10 protein-coding genes and 1 pseudogene are annotated in these 18618 nt (G+C 70.7%); 5 read left to right on the forward strand and 6 right to left on the reverse strand.

All coding sequences use genetic code 11. The features are described from left to right. The first annotated feature begins 82 nt into the window (after positions 1-82). The 4 genes and pseudogenes from ACLF5H_RS16255 to ACLF5H_RS16270 all read left to right on the forward strand — a co-directional run bounded on the left by ACLF5H_RS16255 (position 83) and on the right by ACLF5H_RS16270 (position 4923). A pseudogene (locus ACLF5H_RS16255) lies at positions 83-2075 on the forward strand (hypothetical protein). Between the two features lie 90 nt (positions 2076-2165). Next, positions 2166-3089, forward strand: a complete 924-nt coding sequence (locus ACLF5H_RS16260) for a metal-dependent hydrolase (protein ID WP_421676785.1) — start codon at positions 2166-2168, stop codon at positions 3087-3089. After that, positions 3089-4138, forward strand: a complete 1050-nt coding sequence (locus ACLF5H_RS16265; RefSeq protein ID WP_421676786.1) for a PDR/VanB family oxidoreductase — start codon at positions 3089-3091, stop codon at positions 4136-4138. The genes ACLF5H_RS16260 and ACLF5H_RS16265 overlap by 1 nt, the downstream gene beginning before the upstream one ends. A 68-nt stretch (positions 4139-4206) precedes the next feature. Next, positions 4207-4923: a TetR/AcrR family transcriptional regulator gene (locus tag ACLF5H_RS16270; protein ID WP_421676787.1), complete on the forward strand. Its 717-nt coding sequence runs from the start codon at positions 4207-4209 to the stop codon at positions 4921-4923. A 16-nt stretch (positions 4924-4939) separates the two neighbouring features. Here the strand turns inward: ACLF5H_RS16270 and pulA are convergent, their stop codons facing one another. The 6 genes from pulA to ACLF5H_RS16300 form a co-directional block, all read right to left on the reverse strand. Next, positions 4940-10351: a pullulanase-type alpha-1,6-glucosidase gene (gene pulA, locus ACLF5H_RS16275; RefSeq protein WP_421676862.1), complete on the reverse strand. Its 5412-nt coding sequence runs from the start codon at positions 10349-10351 to the stop codon at positions 4940-4942. 192 nt (positions 10352-10543) lie between these two features. After that, complete coding sequence (locus ACLF5H_RS16280) at positions 10544-11917, reverse strand: alpha-amylase (protein ID WP_421676788.1); 1374 nt, start codon at positions 11915-11917, stop codon at positions 10544-10546. Positions 11918-12053: 136 nt separating this feature from the next. After that, positions 12054-13742, reverse strand: coding sequence for a glycoside hydrolase family 13 protein (locus tag ACLF5H_RS16285; RefSeq protein WP_421676789.1), 1689 nt, complete (start codon positions 13740-13742; stop codon positions 12054-12056). 184 nt (positions 13743-13926) lie between these two features. Next, positions 13927-14832: a sugar ABC transporter permease gene (locus tag ACLF5H_RS16290; RefSeq protein ID WP_421676790.1), complete on the reverse strand. Its 906-nt coding sequence runs from the start codon at positions 14830-14832 to the stop codon at positions 13927-13929. Positions 14833-14851: 19 nt separating this feature from the next. Then, entirely contained in the window at positions 14852-15856 is a 1005-nt protein-coding gene (locus tag ACLF5H_RS16295; RefSeq protein ID WP_421676791.1) for a carbohydrate ABC transporter permease, read from the reverse strand. A 96-nt stretch (positions 15857-15952) separates the two neighbouring features. Further along, entirely contained in the window at positions 15953-17224 is a 1272-nt protein-coding gene (locus ACLF5H_RS16300) for an extracellular solute-binding protein (RefSeq protein ID WP_421676792.1), read from the reverse strand. Positions 17225-17534: 310 nt separating this feature from the next. Here ACLF5H_RS16300 and ACLF5H_RS16305 point away from each other — a divergent pair, with 310 nt between their 5' ends. Next, the gene (locus ACLF5H_RS16305) at positions 17535-18569 is read left to right on the forward strand and encodes a LacI family DNA-binding transcriptional regulator (RefSeq protein ID WP_421676793.1); all 1035 of its coding nucleotides are present in this window, start codon (positions 17535-17537) and stop codon (positions 18567-18569) included. Positions 18570-18618 lie beyond the last annotated feature (49 nt).

Below are 18618 nucleotides of genomic sequence, written 5' to 3' on the forward strand. Positions count from 1 at the left end.
AACCGGCCCGGATCCGCCGCCCCGGACGCATCGACGCGCCGCTTGACGGTGACCAACCAAGGGCTCGCTCGTTCTTCCGGACGTGCAGTCACAGGATGTAGCCCACCGTCACGCCCCCGCCGCCGCCTCCGGACCGGCCGACGTCGAGCGGGCCGAGGCCACGCTCGTCGAGCACTATCCACGGCTGGTCCGGCTCGCCTATCTGGTGCTGCCGCCGGGCCTCGGCCGCGGCCGCCGGGTGCTGACCGCACACGCCCTCACCCAGCGCGCGCTACCCCGGGGCCGCAAGCAGGCCGACCGGATCCCGGCCCAGCCCTCGGGCCGTGGCCACGCCCACCGGGGTCCCGGTGACGCGGCGGCCCGGGAGAGCGACCCCGGCTACGCCTATCTGCGCGAGCGGGTCCTGGAGCCGCTCGGGCTGCGGGAGACGACGCTGCCGGGCGATGCGCCGGAGATCCCCAGATCGGAAGAGCCTCGCCGCCGCCCGCCCGCACCGCGCCCTGCCCCCGCTGCTCCCCCGCGTCCTCGGCCTGCGGCTGCTCCCGCGCTCCGGCGGCGCCGACGAACTCGCCCTGGACCAGCGGCTGTCGAAGCTGTCCGCGCCGGCCCGCGCCGCCTATGTGCTGCGCGGCCTGGACCGGCTGCCGGACCAGGAGATCCGCAAGATCCTCGACGCGGCCGGGGTGGACGACCCGGGCGGCGCCCTCGCCATGGCGAACAGCGTGCCCGCCCAGCCGGGCCTGCTCTCCTCCCCCGAGTTCGACCCCTGCACCCTCCAGGCCCGGCCCACCGATCTGCTGCGCCGCCGCCAGCACACCCGGGCCGCCCTCGGCGCCGCGGCCGCCCTCGCGGTGTGCGGGGCGCTGCTCGCGCTGCCGCACTCCGGCTGGGGCCCGGACGGCGCCGCCGCCCCCGTCTACGCCGAGAACCCGGCCGCCCAGGCCGCCCTCGACCCGGGCAAGCTGACCCGGGTCTCCCCCACCGCCTGGCGCTCCGCGGCCCGCACCGACTTCTCGGCCTGGCCCGCGCGCGGCCCGCTCACCGGCGACAAGGACCTGCTGCGCCGCGCCCTCGCGGTCTGGGCCAGGCCCGGGCAGAACGTCCGGGTCTCGGCCACCCCCGGCACCCAGACCGGCGGCCCCGCGGGCCCGCCCCAACTGCTGTACGCGGGGCAGGTCGACGCCGCCCGGGTGGTGATCCTCTACGACGGTCTGCGCATCGCCCGCTACGCGGAACCGACCGACGGCACCCAGGGCGCCGCCCTGGACTTCGCCCGGGTGGACGGCGCGACCGGCGCCGAGGCGAGCGCCCTGGTCCTCGGCCGCGCCGACGGCAATGTGCAGTACCTGCTGGCCCCCTGGGTGAAGAAGGCGGCCACCCGCGATCTGCTGAAACCCGCCGCGGCGCCCACCCCGCTCACGGTCACCGACGGCGTCACCGCCCCGCTGACCAGCCCCGCCCTGGCCACCGGCAACTGCACCTCCTGGACCGTGCTCCAGGTCTCCGGCGGACCCGGCACCCAGCTCGCCACCGACCTCGGCGAGCTGGTCCCGGCCCACCTCACCGCGGGCCGCCCCGGCGCGACGGGCGGGGCCGCCGGTCCCGAGGGGCTGAGGGCGTGGGCGCCGTTCGCCTGCTCGCTGGCCACCGAGCGCTCCTCGGGCGTGCGCAGCGTCAACGCCTGGGACTACGCGGAGCAGCCGCTGCCCGACGGCAGCGGGGCCGGTCAATGGGTCTGCACCCGCGCCGAGACCTGGCGCGGTGACGGCACCGCGGCGCTGGCCCAGTTCCGCGTCCCCGGCTCCCGCTACGGAGCCGTCACGGCGAAGGGCACCGACACCGCGGCGTGCGGCCCGCGCGATCCGCATGTGCTGGCCGGGGTGCTGTGGAAGTCCGGGGGCGGGCACTGGTATCTGCTGGCCGCGGGCTCCCCGGACACGGTGGCGATCCACGCGAGCGGCGGGATCACCGCGTCGGCGCCGGGCTCGCTGCTGATCTCCAAGGCCACCAAGGGTGCACAGGCTCAGCTGAAGGGCACGCTGGCGGGCGGCAAGGTGATCGACGGGCTGCACTAGGACCCGCGCGTACGAATGTTATTGACATCTGCGTAAACAAGCCGCGCCGGAACCCTTCTCAGAGCGCCTACCCGTCAGTACATTGACGCCATGTCTCATACGCAGGCCCGGCCGGTGGAGTCCGAGCGCGTCGCGCTCAAGGCCCGCAATGTGTCCTTCTCGTGGGAGGACACACCGCTGCACTGGGTGCCCGGGGATCCGTTCACCACGCACACCATCAATGTGCTGCACCTGCTGCTGCCCGCCGGTGAGCGCTGGTTCGTGCAGGTGTACAAGCAGGCGCTGCCGCTGATCAAGGACGACCGGCTGCGCGAGGACGTCATCGGGTTCATCGGACAGGAGGCCATGCACTCCCAGTCCCATGACGAGGTGCTGCCGCATCTGCGCGAGCAGGGCCTGGACCCGACGCCGTACACCGCGCAGGTCGACTGGTTCTTCGAGAAGCTGCTCGGTGACCGCACCCTGCCGCCGGGCCGGGCGCGCCGCTGGTGGCTCCTTGAACGGGTGGCGCTCATCGCCGCGATCGAGCACTACACCGCGTTCCTCGGCGACTGGGTGCTCGGCGCGGCCGAGCTGGACCGGCGCGGCGCCGACCCCACCATGCTGGACCTGCTGCGCTGGCACGGCGCGGAGGAGGTCGAGCACCGCTCGGTCGCCTTCGACCTGTTCACCCACCTGGACGGCAGCTACCGGCGCCGGGCCCGCACCTGGGCGAGCGCGTTCTCGGCCCTGCTCTTCCTGTGGCAGCGCGGGGTCCGCTTCTTCATGGCGAACGACCCGACGCTGACCGGCCCCGAGGCGTCCAGGGCGTCCTTCAAGGACTTCTACGACCGCGGCCGCGAGGGCGTCCTGCCCGGCACCGGCGCCATGCTGCGCTCCATCCCGCGCTATCTCGGCCGGGACTACCACCCCTCGCACGAGTTCTCCACCGCCCAGGCCGTCGCCTATCTGTCCGCCTCCCCGGCCGCGCTCGCCGCCGAGCAGGCGGAGCGCTCCTCGAAGGGTCCCGCCTGATGCCGAAGCCGCTCACGGTCGCCCTGCTCGCGGGCGCCGCCCTGCTCACCCGGAGCGCGCTGCGCCGCCGCGTCCAGGTCTCGCCGCTGTGGCCGATGCCCGCGCTGGAGACACCGGTCTCCGGGCGGCCGCGCTCCCGGGCGCTGCGGCTGCTGCTCACCGCGCACGAGACGATCGCCGACGGTGTCGTACGACTGCGCCTGGAGGGCGAGGAGTTGCCGCGCTGGGCGCCGGGCGCGCATCTGGACCTGGTGCTGCCCTCGGGTCTGGTGCGGCAGTACTCGCTGTGCGGGGACCCCGAGGACACCTCCGCTTACACGGTCGCCACCCGGCTGGTCGAGGACGGGCGGGGCGGTTCGCGGGAGGTGCACGAGCAGCTGGCCGAGGGCATGGAGCTGGAGGTGCGCGGGCCGCGCAACCGGTTCCCGCTCACCGAGGCGCGGTCGTACGTCTTCGTCGTCGGCGGGATCGGCGTCACCCCGGTGCTGCCGATGCTGCGCGCGCTGGAGGAGGGTGCCGACTGGCGGCTGCTGTACTGCGGGCGCACCCGCGCCTCGATGCCCTTCCTGGACGAGGTGCGGGAGCTGGCCGGGGACCGGCTGACGCTCGTCGCGGAGGACGAGGACGGGCGGCCGGACCTGGACGCCCTGTTCGCGGCGGTGGCGCCGGGCACGGCGGTGTACTGCTGCGGTCCCGAGGGGCTGATGGAGGCGGTCGCGGAGCGGGTGCCGGAGGGGGCCGCGCTGCATCTGGAGCGGTTCGCGCCGCGCGCCTCGACGGACGGGAACACCGCGTTCGAGGTGGAACTGCGGCGCAGCGGGCGCACGGTGAGCGTGCCGGCCGACTCCACGGTGCTGGCCGCCGTGCGCCGGGAGCTGCCGGGCACCGTCTACTCCTGTGAGCAGGGTTTCTGCGGGACCTGCCAGCAGCGGGTGCTGGAGGGCGAGGTGGAGCACCGGGACGAGCTGCTCACGGACGCGGAGCGCCACGACTCGATGCTGATCTGTGTGTCCCGGGCCCGGAGCGAACGCCTCGTGCTCGATCTGTGACGGAATGAGGTGAACACCGGTCCGGGTCCGAACCGTTGGCGGCCGGATCCGCTCGGTAAGGTGTTCGTATGACTACCGGGGTGCGCCGCAGGATGGGTGTCGAGGAGCGACGGCAGCAGCTGATCAGCGTCGCTCTCGACCTGTTCAGCCGCCGCTCGCCCGACGAGGTCTCCATCGACGACATAGCGGCGGCCGCGGGCATCTCGCGGCCGCTGGTGTACCACTACTTCCCGGGCAAACTCAGCCTGTACGAGGCCGCGTTGCGGCGCGCCTCGGAGGAGCTGAAGGCCCGCTTCACCGAGCCGCACGAGGGCCCCCTCGGCGCCCGGCTGCTGCATGTGATGCACCGCTTCTTCGCCCATGTGGACGAGTACGGCCCCGGTTTCTCGGCCCTGATGCGCGGCGGCCCGGCGGTGTCCGCGACCGGCTCCCGGGAGAAGGAGCACGTCTCGACCACCAACGCGCTGATCGACGACGTACGGCAGTCCGCCTACGAGCAGATGCTCTCCCATCTCGGGATCGCGAAGGCGCCCCCGCGCCTGGAGCTGGTCATCCGCTCCTGGATCTCGCTCGCCGAGTCCACCGCGCTGATCTGGCTGGACGGCCGCCGCATCCCGCGCGAGGAACTGGAACTCCAGCTGGTGCACGACTTCGCCGCCCTGGTCGCGGTGAGCGCGACCTCGGACGAGGGCATGGCGGACGTGCTGCGCGCCATCCTCAAGGACGAACCGGCCGACGGCCCCTTCGCGGAGCTCATCGGCCGGCTCACCTCCCTGGCTTCGTAGAGCGCGCCGGAGCGCGCTAGGAGCGGGTGAAGACCGCCACGGTCCTGGCCGGCACCGTGAAGGTGCCGGTGGCCGCCGCGTAGCCGGAGGTCTTCACCACCGGGTCCGCGCCGGACGCCTGCGCCGGGTGCAGCCGGTATCCGGTCCCGGCCAGCGCGGAGACCGTCTGCCGCTGCTCCTGCGGGGTGGCGTTGAAGACGACGACCAGGTCACCGAGGGTCATGGTGATCACGCCCGGGGTCTCGTCCTTGCCGGACAGCGGGAAGGACAGCTCGCTCTGCACCCGGCCCGCCGTGTCGAGCGAGAACGCCTTCTCCGCCGTACGGATCCTCAGCAGATCCTGGTAGGCGGCCGAACTGCCCTCGATCTGCGGGCAGCCGACCTTGACCGAGGTCAGCAGCGGTTCGGCGTACGGCCACTTGTCCTGGTTGTCGGCCGCCATGGGCAGGCCCCGGCCGAAGCCGTTGCCGTCGGCGCAGTTCCAGTGGATGGCGTTGAACCAGTCGCCGCTGTCGAAGGAGTTGCGGTCCAGCGACTTCGAGCGCAGCAGATCGGTGCCCGCCTGTGAGAGGGACGGGCCCTGCGAGAGGGTGGCCGTGGCCATCGCGAGGACCTGCATCCGGGCCCGGTCGGCGGCCGAGGTGCCCTGGGGCAGCTTGTAGGCGAGCGCGTCGAACAGGGATTCGTTGTCGTGCGCGTCGACATAGGCGAGGGCGTCGCCGGGCGCGTCCGCGTATCCGGCGGGCGCGCCGTTGTAGTCGACCTCGGCGCCGGTGACCTCCTTGCCGTCGGTGTCGGTGAAGCGGTACTTGGCGAGGTTGCCGGTCAGCCCGACCTTGATCAGGTCCTGGTAGTGCAGCAGCCGGGCCTTCTGCTCGGCCGGTGTACCGTTCGCCGCCGAGCCGTTGGGGTCGGTGTACAGACCGGAGGCGAAGCCCTGGACGCCGGGGTCGGAGTCGAAGGGGCTCCCGCCGCGCACCGCGTCGCGGGCCCGGTCGGAGAAGGTGGCGATGCCGGTGCCGGCCATGTTCGCCTGCGTGGCCTGCACGAAGCGGGCGTTGTCGGCGACCTCCCCGAAGTTCCAGCCCTCGCCGTACAGGATGATCTTCTTTCCGTCGACGCCGTCCTTCTTCAGGGTGAGCGCGTCGAGGGCCTTCCTGACCGCGAGGATGTTGGCCTTCGGGTGGTGGCCCATGAGGTCGAAGCGGAACCCGTCGACCTTGTACTCCTTGGCCCAGGTGACGATCGAGTCCACCACCAGCTTGCCCATCATCGCGTTCTCCGGCGCGGTGTTGGAGCAGCAGGTGGAGTTCGCCACCGAGCCGTCGGCGAGCAGCCGCTGGTAGTAGCCGGGCACGATCTTGTCCAGGACGGAGGTGTCCGCCTGGCCGCTGGCCGAGGTGTGGTTGTAGACGACGTCCATCACGACCCGCAGGCCGTCCTGGTTGATCCCCTGCACCATCCGCCGGAACTGCCGGGTGCGCGCGGTGCCGTCCGGGTCGGTGGCGTAGGAGCCCTCGGGGACGGTGAAGTGGTACGGGTCGTAGCCCCAGTTGTAGGCGTCCTGCGCGGCGCTCTTCGCCACGCACGCCTGCTGCTGGTCGGAGTCGGCCGGGTAGGCGGCGAGATCGCAGTCGGGGCTCTGCTGGTCGGCCTTCTTCTCGGGCACGGTGGCGAAGTCGAAGGCGGGCAGCAGATGCACGTACGACGTCCCGGACCTCGCCAGCTCCCTCAGGTGCTTGGAGCCGTCGCTGTCCTGGTCGGTGAAGGCGAGGTAGGTGCCCCGGTCCTTCGCCGGGACGGTCTTGTCCGCGACCGAGAAGTCCCGGACGTGCAGCTCCTGGATCTGCGCGTCCCGCAGCGGCACGGCCTTGGGCTTGCGCAGGGTGGACCAGCCGCTCGGGGCGAGGGACCTGTCGTCCAGGTCGGCCACGACGCTGCGCTCGGAGTTCGCGGTGAGGGCGACCGAGTAGGGGTCGGTGACCTTGTTGGTGACCAGTTGCCGGACGCTGGGCGCCCACACCTTGACCACGTACCGGTAGCTCTTGCCCTTCCAGGACGCGGGCCCGGTGACCGACCAGACGCCGGTGGTGTCGTCGCGCCGCATGGGCCTGACCGCGCCGCCGATCTCCAGGGCGACGCTCTGGGCGGTCGGCGCCCACACGGAGAGGGTGGGCCTGCCGCCGTGGAAGACCGGGCCGAGCCGCGCCTTGGTGGCGGCCGGGTAGAGGTCGTCCAGGACGCCCGCGGTCTGTACGCCGGTCGCGGCCAGCACGGCGCCGTTCGCGGCGCGCTGGGAGGCGACCAGCTGACCGGTGAGCGCCTCGCGCACCCGGCCGCGGTCACGCGGGTCCACCGACCAGGCCGTGTAGTCCTTCAGATAGGGGAACTTGGCTTTCTGGGCGTCGGTGAGGACGGTCTTCCCCAGTCGCAGCCAGCGCTCGTCGTCGCTGGTCAGGGCCCCGTCCTTGGCGGTGATGGAGCCGTCGTGGGAGTAGACCAGCTGGGTGGAGGCGGCGCCGTCGGCGCCGTCCCAGGCGACGGTGTCCCGGTCGATCCAGACCGCCTTGGCGGTGGTCAGGTCGAGGGCGGCGGCGCTGCCCGCGGGCCCCGGCAGCAGATGCTTGTCCTGGCCGTTCAACAGCCACACCTCGTAGCCGTCGGATCCGAGGTCGAGGGACTGGTCGGTGGCGAGGTCCTTCTCGTCGCCGTTGTGGATGATGTAGCTGAGGCTGGTGGCACCCGCGGCGAGCGGGACCTCGAAGACGGCGCCATAGGCATCAGTCTTCACCGGCTTCAGCGGGGCCGACCAGTCGGTGGGGTTCGCGGCGCCCGTCCAGACGTGCAGCCCCCAGCCGTCGTAGTCGCCGTCGGCGCGGTGGTAGTGGATGACCGCCTTGGTGGTGTCCGGCGCGGGGTACGACGAGGGCCGCTGGGTCTGGACGCCGGCGTCGCCCTGCTTCACCCAGACCTCACCGGTCCTGGTGACGTCGATGCTCCGGTCGGAGTCGGTGTCCTTGTTCCCGTTCTTGTCCACGACGAGGAAGCCCACGTTCGAGGCGCCCGGCTTCACCTTGACGTAGGCGAAGGCGCCCCAGGCGTCCCGGCCGGTGAAGGGGTGCCCGGCCGGCCAGGTGGTGGACTCGCCGTCGGCGATGTCGCCCCAGGCGTACAGGCCCCAGTCGGCGTAGTCGCCGTCGGCGCGCTGGTAGTGGACGATCACGTAGTCGCGCGAGGAGGCGGTGGGCGGGGCGGGCGCGGGTACGGCGCCGGTGGTGCTCCGCGCCGTGGCGCTCGCGGTGTGTCCCGCGCTGTCGATCACGACGGCCTTGTAGCGCAGCGCGGTACCGGCCGGGACCTTGCCGCCGAGGGTCTGGGTGACCTGGTAGGGGGCGTGGTCGGCGGAGCCGAGGACCTGCCACTTTCCGTCGCCGACCTGGGCGGCGAAGACCACCCGGTTCAGCCGGCCGCCGTCGACGTCGGCGCCGAGCGTCACGGTGCCGGTGGCACCGGCGGCCGGGGCGTTCAGGGTGAGCGTCGGCCTGCTCGCGGGCTTGTCGAGCGTGCCGGTCGCCTTGTAGACGACGGCGGACTCGGCCGGGACGGTGACGCCGACCTCGCGGTCGCCGTCGGAGCTGACGCTGCCCGTCGCGCCGTAGACGCCCCGGTAGGACATGTCCGCCGAACCGGTGGCGAAGGTGGCCGACCTGGCCTCGCTCGCGTTGTTGAACGCGACGATGTACTCCTGGCCGCTTCGGGCGTCGGTGCGGGTGAAGGCGTAGATCCCGGCGCCGTCGGCCGCGTACCGCTCGCTCTGCACGCCGTCGGTCAGGGCCGGGTTGGCCTTGCGCAGGGCGGAGAGTCCGGCGATCTGCCGGTACAGCGGCGCCTTCGTGTCGTAGGAGTCGCTGGCGTGGGTGCGGTCGGTGCCGATCTCGTCGTCGGCGAGGTAGCCGGGCACCTGGGAGGCGAACATGGTCTGGCGGGCCGCCTTGTCGCCGCCGTCGCCGGTGAAGCCCTGTTCGTCGCCGTAGTAGACGACCGGGTTGCCGCGGCTGAGGAACATCACCTCGTTCGCCAGCTCGTCCTTCTTCAGCAGCTCGGCGTCCGAGGCGTTCGGGTTGTCCTGCTTCAGGAAGTACCCGATGCGGCCCATGTCGTGGTTGCCGAGGAAGGTGACCTGTTCGTAGGCGTTGGCCCGGTCGGTCGTGTACTTGTAGTCGTCGCCGAGGACGCCCGACAGTTTCCGCGCGCTCGCGCCCTGGGAGGCGTAGCCGCGGGCCGCTCCCTGGAAGGGGAAGTCGAGGGTGGCGTCGAGGCGGCCCTGGGTGACGTACGGGGCGGTCACCGAGGTGTCGGTGTCGTACGTCTCGCCGAACATGAAGAAGTTCTTCCGGCCGTGCGCCGCCGCGTAACGGTCGAGCGCGGTGGCCCACTGGGTCCAGAAGTCCAGGTCGACGTTCTTGGCGGTGTCGATGCGGAATCCGTCGACGGCGAAGTCCTTCACCCACCGCTCGTAGATCCGCTCCATGCCGTGCACGACCTCGGGACGCTCGGTCCACAGGTCGTCCAGGCCGTCGAAGTCGCCGTAGGTGCCGGACTCTCCGGCGAAGGTGGAGTCGCCCCGGTTGTGGTACATCGTCGGGTCGTTGAGCCAGGCCGGGACCTTGGACTCGGCGGTGACCTGCGGGGTGTACGGGAAGGAGGCGTCGGAGACGGCCGGGAACTTCCTGGTCCCGTCCGCGTAGTCGGCGTCGTCGAAGGGCCTGCCGTCCTTGGTGAGGTACGGGTAGGCGCCCTTGGCGCGGTAGTCGGAGGAGTTCTCCTTGTCCGTCACCACGTCGGCGGTGTGGTTGGTGATGACGTCGAAGAAGACCTTCATGCCCTTGGCGTGCGCCGTGGCGATGAGGTTCTTCAGGTCCTGGTTGGTGCCGAAGTGCGGGTCGACCTGGGTGAAGTCGGTGATCCAGTAACCGTGGTAGCCCGCCGAGGCGTTGGCACCGCTCCCCTGCACCGGGATGTTCTTGAAGATCGGCGCGAGCCACAGGGCGGTGGTGCCGAGCCCCTTGATGTAGTCCAGCTTCCGGGTGATGCCCTTGAGGTCGCCGCCCTGGAAGAAGCCCTCGTCGGTGGGGTCGTAGCCGGTCGTCATGCGCGAACCGGTGAGCCCGCCCCGGTCGTTGGCCTTGTCGCCGTTGGCGAACCGGTCCGGCAGGACGAAGTAGAACTGCTCATGGGTGTCGCCGTGCCGGGCCGGCTGGGCCGCAAGGGCCGAGTCGGACGGGGGCGGGGGCGGGGTGGCGGCCTGCGCGGCGGGCGCGGCCAGTGGCTGCACGAGTGCGGCCGTGAGCGCGGCGACGGCGAGGGCCGCGGCTCTCCTGCGGTGGGTGGTGCGACGCCGTGCGGGCGTCGGCCATCTCGGTATCACAGGCATGAACTCCTTGCGATGGCGGCTCGTTCGGGTCCGACCCCACGCCGCGGCTCGGCTTCGAGGCCGGGCGCCCGCGTGACCGTATCCTTCGCGAAAGGGTTGCAGCAAGAGCCGTGAAAGCATCGGCAAGGAATTTCAAATGCCGCGGCCCGCACCGCCGCGGGGGCGCGGTGCGGGCCGACTCCTCGTTCAGCAGGAGGACTTGCCGGCGTAGATCGCCAGCGCGGTGTTCGGGGCGACCGAGGCCGTGAACCAGCCGGTGCTGTTGACCGTCACCGTGGTGTTGTTCTGCACGTTGCAGTAGGTACCGGCGGGCAGTGAGGTCTGGAAGGAGCGACTGGCCGTCGCGCCCTCGTGGTTGATGACCACATAGCCCTTGTTGCCGCGGCCGAAGGCGATCAGATTGTCGCCGTCGTCCCACCAGTTGGAGACCGCCTGGCCGTGGGTGGTGTTGCGGAAGGCGACCATGGACTTGATCTCCGGCCAGGCGTGCTGGCACTTCCAGCCGTCCTGCCAGCAGGCGTTGACCTGGCCGTTGTCGGGCGGGCCCGCGTCCGCGTCGCTCCACTCGTAGCCGGAGTTGATGTCCGGGGAGCCGTAGGGCCAGGCCAGCATGAAGACGTTGGCCAGCGTGTAGTTGGCGCCGTCCTTGTAGTTCAGGGTGGCGCCGTTGCGCTCGGTGTCGTGGTTGTCCACGAAGACACCGGCCACGTTGCTGGGGAGATAGCCCCAGCCCTCGCCGAAGTTGTTCAGGTAGGCGAGTTTCTCGCTGTTGAAGACGCGCTTGAGGTCGTAGCCGTAGCGGAATTCCTGGACGTCCCCGTTGCCCGTGTACTCGGTGGGCTGGACGGCCTCGCCCGCGCCGTAGATGACCTCCTGCTTCCAGTAGACGCCCGGGTTGGTCAGCCGGCTCTTGATGTTCGCCAGGTCGGCGGCGGCGATGTGCTTGGCGGCGTCGATGCGGAAGCCGTCGGCGCCGAGCGAGAGCAGGTCGTTCATGTACCCGGCGATGGTCGCGCGGACGTGCTCCGCGCCGGTGTCCAGGTCGGCCAGGCCCGACAGTTCGCAGTTCTGGACGTTCGAGCGGTCCTGGTAGTTGTTGATCTCGGTCCGGCAGGTGTGGAAGTCGGAGTCCGAGTACACGCCCGGGTAGTTGTACTTGGTGTACTGCGTGCCGCCGGTGCCGGTGCCGCTGCCTGCGGTCATGTGGTTGATGACGGTGTCCACCACGACCTTCACCCCGGCCGCGTGGCAGGTGGAGATCATGTTCTTGAAGGTGGTCCGGTCGCCGAGCCGGCCCGCGATCTTGTACGACACGGGCTGGTACGAGGTCCACCACTGGGAGCCCTGTATGTGCTCCTCGGGCGGCGAGACCTGCACGAAGCCGTAGCCCGCGGGGCCCAGCGTGCTGGTGCACTCGCGGGCCACCGAGGCGTAGTTCCACTCGAACAGGACGGCGGTGACGTCCTTGGTGCCGGGCGGGGAGGCGTTCGCTGTCGTCGGGGTCATGACAAGGGCGGCGGCGGCGAGGGCGACCGCCCCGGAGAGCGTCTTGCGTACCATGCGGGGGTTCCTTCGTCCTTGAAGGTGCTTGCTGCAAAGTTTCAGAAACCTTGCGGTGACGCAGATGTTAAAGGCCCGCTGCCGGAAAAGGCAGCGGGCCGTAGAGAAGTTGATGCAAGAAATTTCACACGGGGCGTCAGACCGCCGCGGTCCACCACACCGTGGTGTCGGCGGGCACCTTCGCCTCGCCGCCGGTCTCGGCCACCTCACCGCTCGCCAGCAGCACCCGGCCGTACGCCGGGGTGGTCACCGACTCGCCCGTGGTGTTGGCGACGCACACGAACTCGCCCCGGCGGAAGGCCAGGACGCCCTCCGGGGCGCGCAGCCACTCCAGCGTCTTCCCGGCGCCCAGGTCGGGCTGGGCGCGGCGGGCGGCGAGGGCGGCGCGGTACAGCTCCAGGGTGGAGCCCGCCGTCCCGGTCTGCGCCTCCACGCTCAGCTCGCCCCAGCTCGCCGGCTGCGGGAGCCAGCTGCCGCCGTCGCCGAAGCCGTACGACGACCCCGTGCGGGTCCACGGGATCGGCACCCGGCAGCCGTCGCGGAAGCCGTCCTGGCCCGCGCCGCGGAAGTACGCCGGGTCCTGGCGCACCTCGTCGGGCAGGTCCACGACGTCCGGGAGGCCCAGCTCCTCGCCCTGGTAGAGGTAGGCGGAGCCGGGCAGCGCCAGCATCAGCAGGGTCGCGGCACGGGCCCGGCGCAGGCCGAGTTCGCGGTCGCCCGCCGTGCGGATCTGGGTGCCGAGCCCCGCCGGGTTGGCGAAGCGGGTGGCGTGCCGGGTGACGTCGTGGTTGGACAGCACCCAGGTGGCCGGGGCGCCGACCGGGCGCATCGCCTCCAGCGTGCCGTCGATGACCGCCCGCAGCTCGGCCGCGTCCCACGCCGTCGACAGGTACTGGAAGTTGAACGCCTGGTGCAGCTCGTCCGGGCGGACGTAGTTGGCGGTGCGCTCGACGGTCGGCGTCCATGCCTCGGCGACGAAGATCCGCTCACCGGCGTACTCGTCGAGGATCGTGCGCCACTGCCGGTAGATGGCGTGCACGCCGTCCTGGTCGAAGAACGGCATGACATCGTTGCCCAGCAGCTTCAGCTGCTCGCCGGAGCCGAGGTCGGGCAGGCCCTCGGCCTTGACCAGGCCGTGCGCCACGTCGATGCGGAAGCCGTCCACGCCCATGTCCAGCCAGAAGCGCAGGATGGAGCGGAACTCGTCGCCGACCGCCGGGTGTTCCCAGTTGAGGTCGGGCTGCTCGGGGGCGAAGAGGTGCAGGTACCACTCGCCGGGCGTCCCGTCGGGCTCGGTGACCCGGGTCCAGGCCGGACCGCCGAAGATGGACTCCCAGTCGTTGGGCGGCAGTTCGCCCGCCGCGCCCTTGCCGGGGCGGAAGTGGTAGCGCTCCCGCAGCGGGGAGCCGGGGCCCTCGGCGAGGGCGCGCTTGAACCACTCGTGCTGGTCGGAGGAGTGGTTGGGCACCAGGTCCACGATGATGCGCAGGCCGAGTCCGTGGGCCTCGCGGATCAGCGCGTCGGCGTCCAGCAGGGTGCCGAACATCGGGTCGACCGCGCGGTAGTCGGCGACGTCGTAACCGGCGTCGGCCTGCGGGGAGGCGTAGAAGGGGCTGAGCCACACCGCGTCGACGCCGAGGTCGCGCAGGTACGGCAGACGGGAGCGTACGCCCTCCAGGTCGCCCATGCCGTCGCCGTTGCTGTCGGCGAAGCTGCGCGGGTAGACCTGGTAGATGACCGCCTCCCGCCACCAGTCGCGGCGGTGGCCTGCGACGGTGGCGGTGGCGGAGTCGGTGGCCGGGGCGGCGGTGTGCTGCTGGCTCATGGCTTCCTTGGTGGTAACGGAATTCGGGTCATGGGCGCGTGGGGACGCGGACCGTGAAGCTCGGCGGCGGAGGCGGGCCGGGGGAACGGATGCGAGGCGGCCGCGATGTCAGCGGGGTCGGAGGGACACCGCGGCCGCCTACCCGCGTGTCAGGCACGCGGGAGCCTCTTGTGTGCCGAGGGCGTCAGCCCTTGGTGCCGCCGGAGGTGAGACCGGTGACGAGGTTCTTCTGCACCAGGTAGAAAAACAGCGAGACGGGTATCGCGATCAGCACCGCGGTGGCGGCCATGTAGTTCCACTCGGCGTCGTGCTCGCTGACGAAGGTCTGCAGGCCGACGGAGAAGGTGTACTTGGAGTCGTCCAGCATGAAGGTGGTCGCGAAGGCCACCTCGGCGACCGCGGTGATGAAGTTGTAGAACGCGGCGACGGCCAGGCCCGGCCGGGCCAGCGGCAGGATCAGCCGGAAGAAGGTGCCGAACGGGGTGAGTCCGTCCACCCGGCCGGCCTCGTCGATCTCGATCGGGATCGTGTCGAAGTAGCCCTTGAGCAGCCAGGCGCTGTACGGCACCGCGGTGGTGCAGTTGACGAGGATCAGCGCCCAGTAGGAGTCGATGAGGCCCAGGTCGCTGAAGATCTGGTACATCGGCACGATCAGGACGGCGATCGGGAACGCCTGGGTGAGCAGCAGGACCCACATCAGCTGCTTGTGTCCGGGAAAGCGCATCCGGGAGACGGCGTAGCCGGTGGTCGCGGCGAGCAGCACACCGACGACGGTGGTGCCGAGGGCCACGATCATCGTGGACTTGAACCAGCTGAGGAACTCCGTGTGCTGGAGCACGAAGCCGTAGTTGACGAAGCTCATCTTCCCGGCGATGCCGCCCGGGTGCAGATAGTCGTTCTTGTCCGGGCCGAGCGAGAGGTAGACCAGCCAGGCCACCGGGGCCAGGGCGACGAGGCTCGCGACCATGAGGGCGGCGTGCAGCAGGACGGTGCCGAGGGGGCCGCGCTCGCCCGGTCGGCGGCTGCGCCCGGCGGGCTTCGCGGCGGGGGCCGGTGCGTCGGCCCGCTTCTCGAGGGTGGTGGTGCTCATGGCGGCGGCTCCTGCGGCGTCAGACGGCGAGCTGGTCATTGCGCTTCAGCCAGCGGAAGTAGAAGGAGGTGAAGACGGTGACGATCGACAGCAGCAGTACGCCGTAGGCGGCGGACTGCGCGAAGTCGCGCGGCTGCTGGCCGAAGCCCAGGTAGTAGGCCCAGGTGACGAGGATCTGGGCGTCCGGGGCGCTGGTCGGGCCGAACAGCAGGAAGATGATGGCGAACTGGTTGAAGGTCCAGATGACGCCGAGCAGGATCACCGTGGAGCTGACCGAGCGCAGCCCGGGCAGGGTGACGTGCCTAAAGCGCTGCCAGGAGTTGGCGCCGTCCATCTTCGCCGCCTCGTACAGGGTGGTGTCGATGGACTGCAGGCCGCCGAGCAGCGAGAGCATCATGAACGGCACACCGCACCAGGTGTTGACCATGATCGCGGCGAAGCGCTGCCAGAAGGTGTCCTCCAGCCACTGCGGCTGCGGCAGGTGCAGCGCGTGCAGGATCTGGTTGATCGCGCCGGAGTCGGCGAGCATGATCCGCCAGGAGAAGACGGTGACGAAGGTGGGCACGGCCCACGGCAGGACGAGCAGCACCCGGTAGACGGTGCGGCCGCGCAGCTTCTGGTTCAGCATCATCGCGAGGCCGAGGCCGAAGGTGTAGTGCAGGGTGACACAGGCGACCGTCCACACGATCGTCCAGATCACATGGGACCAGAAGCGGTCGTAGGACAACGGGCCGAACAGGATGTTCTTGTAGTTGTCCAGACCGACGAACTTGTAGGTCGCGGCGATGTGGTTGACGCCGATGGTGCGCGCCGAGTTGAGGCTGTTGGCGTCGGTCAGCGTGATGTAGAAGCCGCGCACGAGCGGGTAGCCGACGAGCACGGCGAGCACGATGACCACCGGGGCGATCATCGCGTAGGCGTACCAGTATTTCTGCAGACTGTTCTTCATGCGCTGCCCCAGCCCTGGCCGAGGCGCGCGGTCACCGCGGCTCTTGCCGGTCGCGCGGTCGATGGCGACTGTCATGGTTCGACACCTTCAAATGGTTCAAGGATGGCCGGGCACAGGGCGGGGGCCGCCGGCTGCCTCCTCGTGGGTGAGGCAGCCGACGGCCGTCCGGGCTTACTTGCTGAAGTCGGGGACCAGCTTGCCGATGGCGGCACCGGCGTTGCTCAGGCCCTGGTCCAGCGACTCCTTGCCGCTGGCGATCTTCGGCAGCTCGGTGTCGAGCGGCGCCCACAGCGAGCCGTACTCGGGCAGCGAGGGGCGGGGCTGGGCGGCGGACAGCACGCGCTGGAAGCCGGCGGTGCCCGGGTCGGCCGTCACCTTGGCGGTGTAGGCGTCCGTACGCGTCGGCAGGGTGGCGTTCCCCAGGGCGATGGTCTCCTGGGAGGAGGCCGACGTCATGAAGTTGACGAACTTCAGGGCCGCCGCCTGGTGCGCCTTGTCGGAACCGGCGTAGACCGCGAGGTTGTGACCGCCGGTCGGGGCCTCCGCCTTGCCGGTGGAGCCGGCCGGGACGACCGCGACACCCAGGTTGGTCTTGTCCTTGAAGGCGCTGCCCTTGTAGATGTTCGTGTTCTCCCAGGGGCCCTGGATGATCGCGGCGACCTTGCCGTTGGAGAACGCGTCCATGATGTGGGCGTAGGCGTCCGCGGTGGTGTCGGCCTTGTGCAGACCCTTGCCGGAGAACAGGCTCAGCCAGGTCGCGTACGCCTTCTTGGCGGCCGGCGAGTCGACGGTGACCTTCTTGGCGGCGACGTCGACGGTGTCGGTGCCCTCGCCGTACAGGAACGGCTGGCCGTAGTAGCCCGCGGTGGAGCCCCAGTAGCCGTCCTGGCCGGTCTTGTCCTTGACCTTGGCCGCGTCGGACTTCAGCTCGTCCCAGGTCTTGGGCGGCGCGGTGATGCCGGCCTTCTTGAACAGGTCCTTGTTGTAGACCAGGGCCAGGGTGTCGGTGACCAGCGGCACGCCGTAGGTCTTGCCCTGGTACTGCGCCTGCTTGATCAGGTTCGGCTCGAACTTGGCCTTGTCGGCGAGGGCCTCGGTGCCGTCCAGCGGCAGGAAGTAGCCCTTCTTGGCGAAGGCGGGGGTCCAGCCGACCTCGGAGCGCAGCACGTCCGGGGCGCCGGAGGCACCCGCGGCGGTGTCGAACTTGTTCTGCGCCTGGTCGAACGGGACGTTGACGTACTTGACCTTGATGTTCTTGTTCGCGGCTTCGAACTTCTGCACAAGGGTCTTGTACGTCGGCGCCTCGTTCGTGGCGTTGGAGGTGTCCCACCAGGTGATGGTCACCGGTCCGTCCGACTTGCCGTCGCTGCTCCCGCCGCCGCAGGCCGTCGCCGCGAGGGCGAGGGACGCCACCAGCGCGGAGGCCGCTATGCCACGCCGCATGAGTTCTCCTTGAGGGTTAAGCCCGTGTGATGCCGACTGCGCCGTTGCGGCCGCCGGGCGTCAGGGAACGTAACAGCGATGTAAGCGTTGCGAAAGACCTTGCAGAAAAAAAGTGCAAGGGAACACGATGGTTACCCCGTCGTTACCGCTCAGCGGCGCACGGGAACTTGTGCAAGACTCTGCAAGCTCTTGCCACGACGAACTCAAAGGGAGCGCAATGAGGCAGCAACCCGCAGGGGGTCGTACGACCGGGCGCACCCGGCGCCCGAGCGGTGTGCAAGGCGAGAGACGACCGGTACAGTCCAGTGGCGTGACCACACGGCTTGCCGACATCGCAGCGCAGGCGGGGGTGAGCGAAGCGACCGTCAGCCGGGTCCTCAACGGGAAGCCGGGCGTCGCCGCCACCACCCGCCAGTCCGTGCTCGCCGCACTCGACGTGCTCGGCTATGAACGGCCGGTGCGGCTGCGGCAGCGCAGCGAGGGCCTGGTCGGGCTCATCACGCCGGAGCTGGAGAACCCGATATTCCCTGCCCTGGCGCAGGTCATCGGCCAGGCGCTGACCCGCCAGGGCTACACCCCGGTGCTCGCCACCCAGACCCCGGGCGGCTCCACCGAGGACGAGCTGACCGAGATGCTGGTGGACCGCGGGGTCGCGGGCATCATCTACGTCTCCGGGCTGCACGCCGACACCACCGCCGACATGCAGCGCTATGAGCGGCTGCGGGCGCAGGGCGTGCCGTTCGTGCTGGTGGACGGGTTCTCCTCGCGGGTGCAGGCGCCGTTCATCTCCCCCGACGACCGCGCCGCGATGACGCTCGCGGTGACCCACCTCGTCTCGCTCGGCCACACCCGGATCGGGCTCGCGCTCGGACCGAAGCGGTTCGTGCCCGTGCAGCGCAAGATCGAGGGCTTCGTGCGGGCGATGCAGGACCAGTTGGGGCTCGGCGCCGAGGTGGTGGAGACCGAGCTGGTGCAGCACTCGCTGTACACCCTGGAGGGCGGTCAGGCCGCCGCGACGGCGCTGATCGACCGGGACTGCACCGCGGTGGTCTGCGCCAGCGACATGATGGCCCTCGGCGCCATACGGGCCGCCCGGCAGCGGGGTCTGGAGGTGCCGCGGGACGTGTCCGTGGTCGGTTTCGACGACTCCCCGCTGATCGCCTTCACCGACCCGCCGCTCACCACCATCCGCAAGCCGGTCCCGGCGATGGGGCAGGCGGCGGTGCGCACCCTGCTGGAGGAGATCGGCGGTACGCCCGCGCCGCACAGCGAGTTCGTGTTCATGCCGGAGCTGGTGGTGCGCGGGTCCACGGCCTCGGCGCCGCATCTGCTGCGCACGTCGTAGAACTCCTGCGCGGGCCGCAGAAGATGCGGGGTGGACCCGGCCTTGGGAT

The sequence above is a fragment of the Streptomyces sp. LaBMicrA B280 genome (assembly GCF_049222185.1).
Taxonomy (GTDB): domain Bacteria; phylum Actinomycetota; class Actinomycetes; order Streptomycetales; family Streptomycetaceae; genus Streptomyces; species Streptomyces murinus.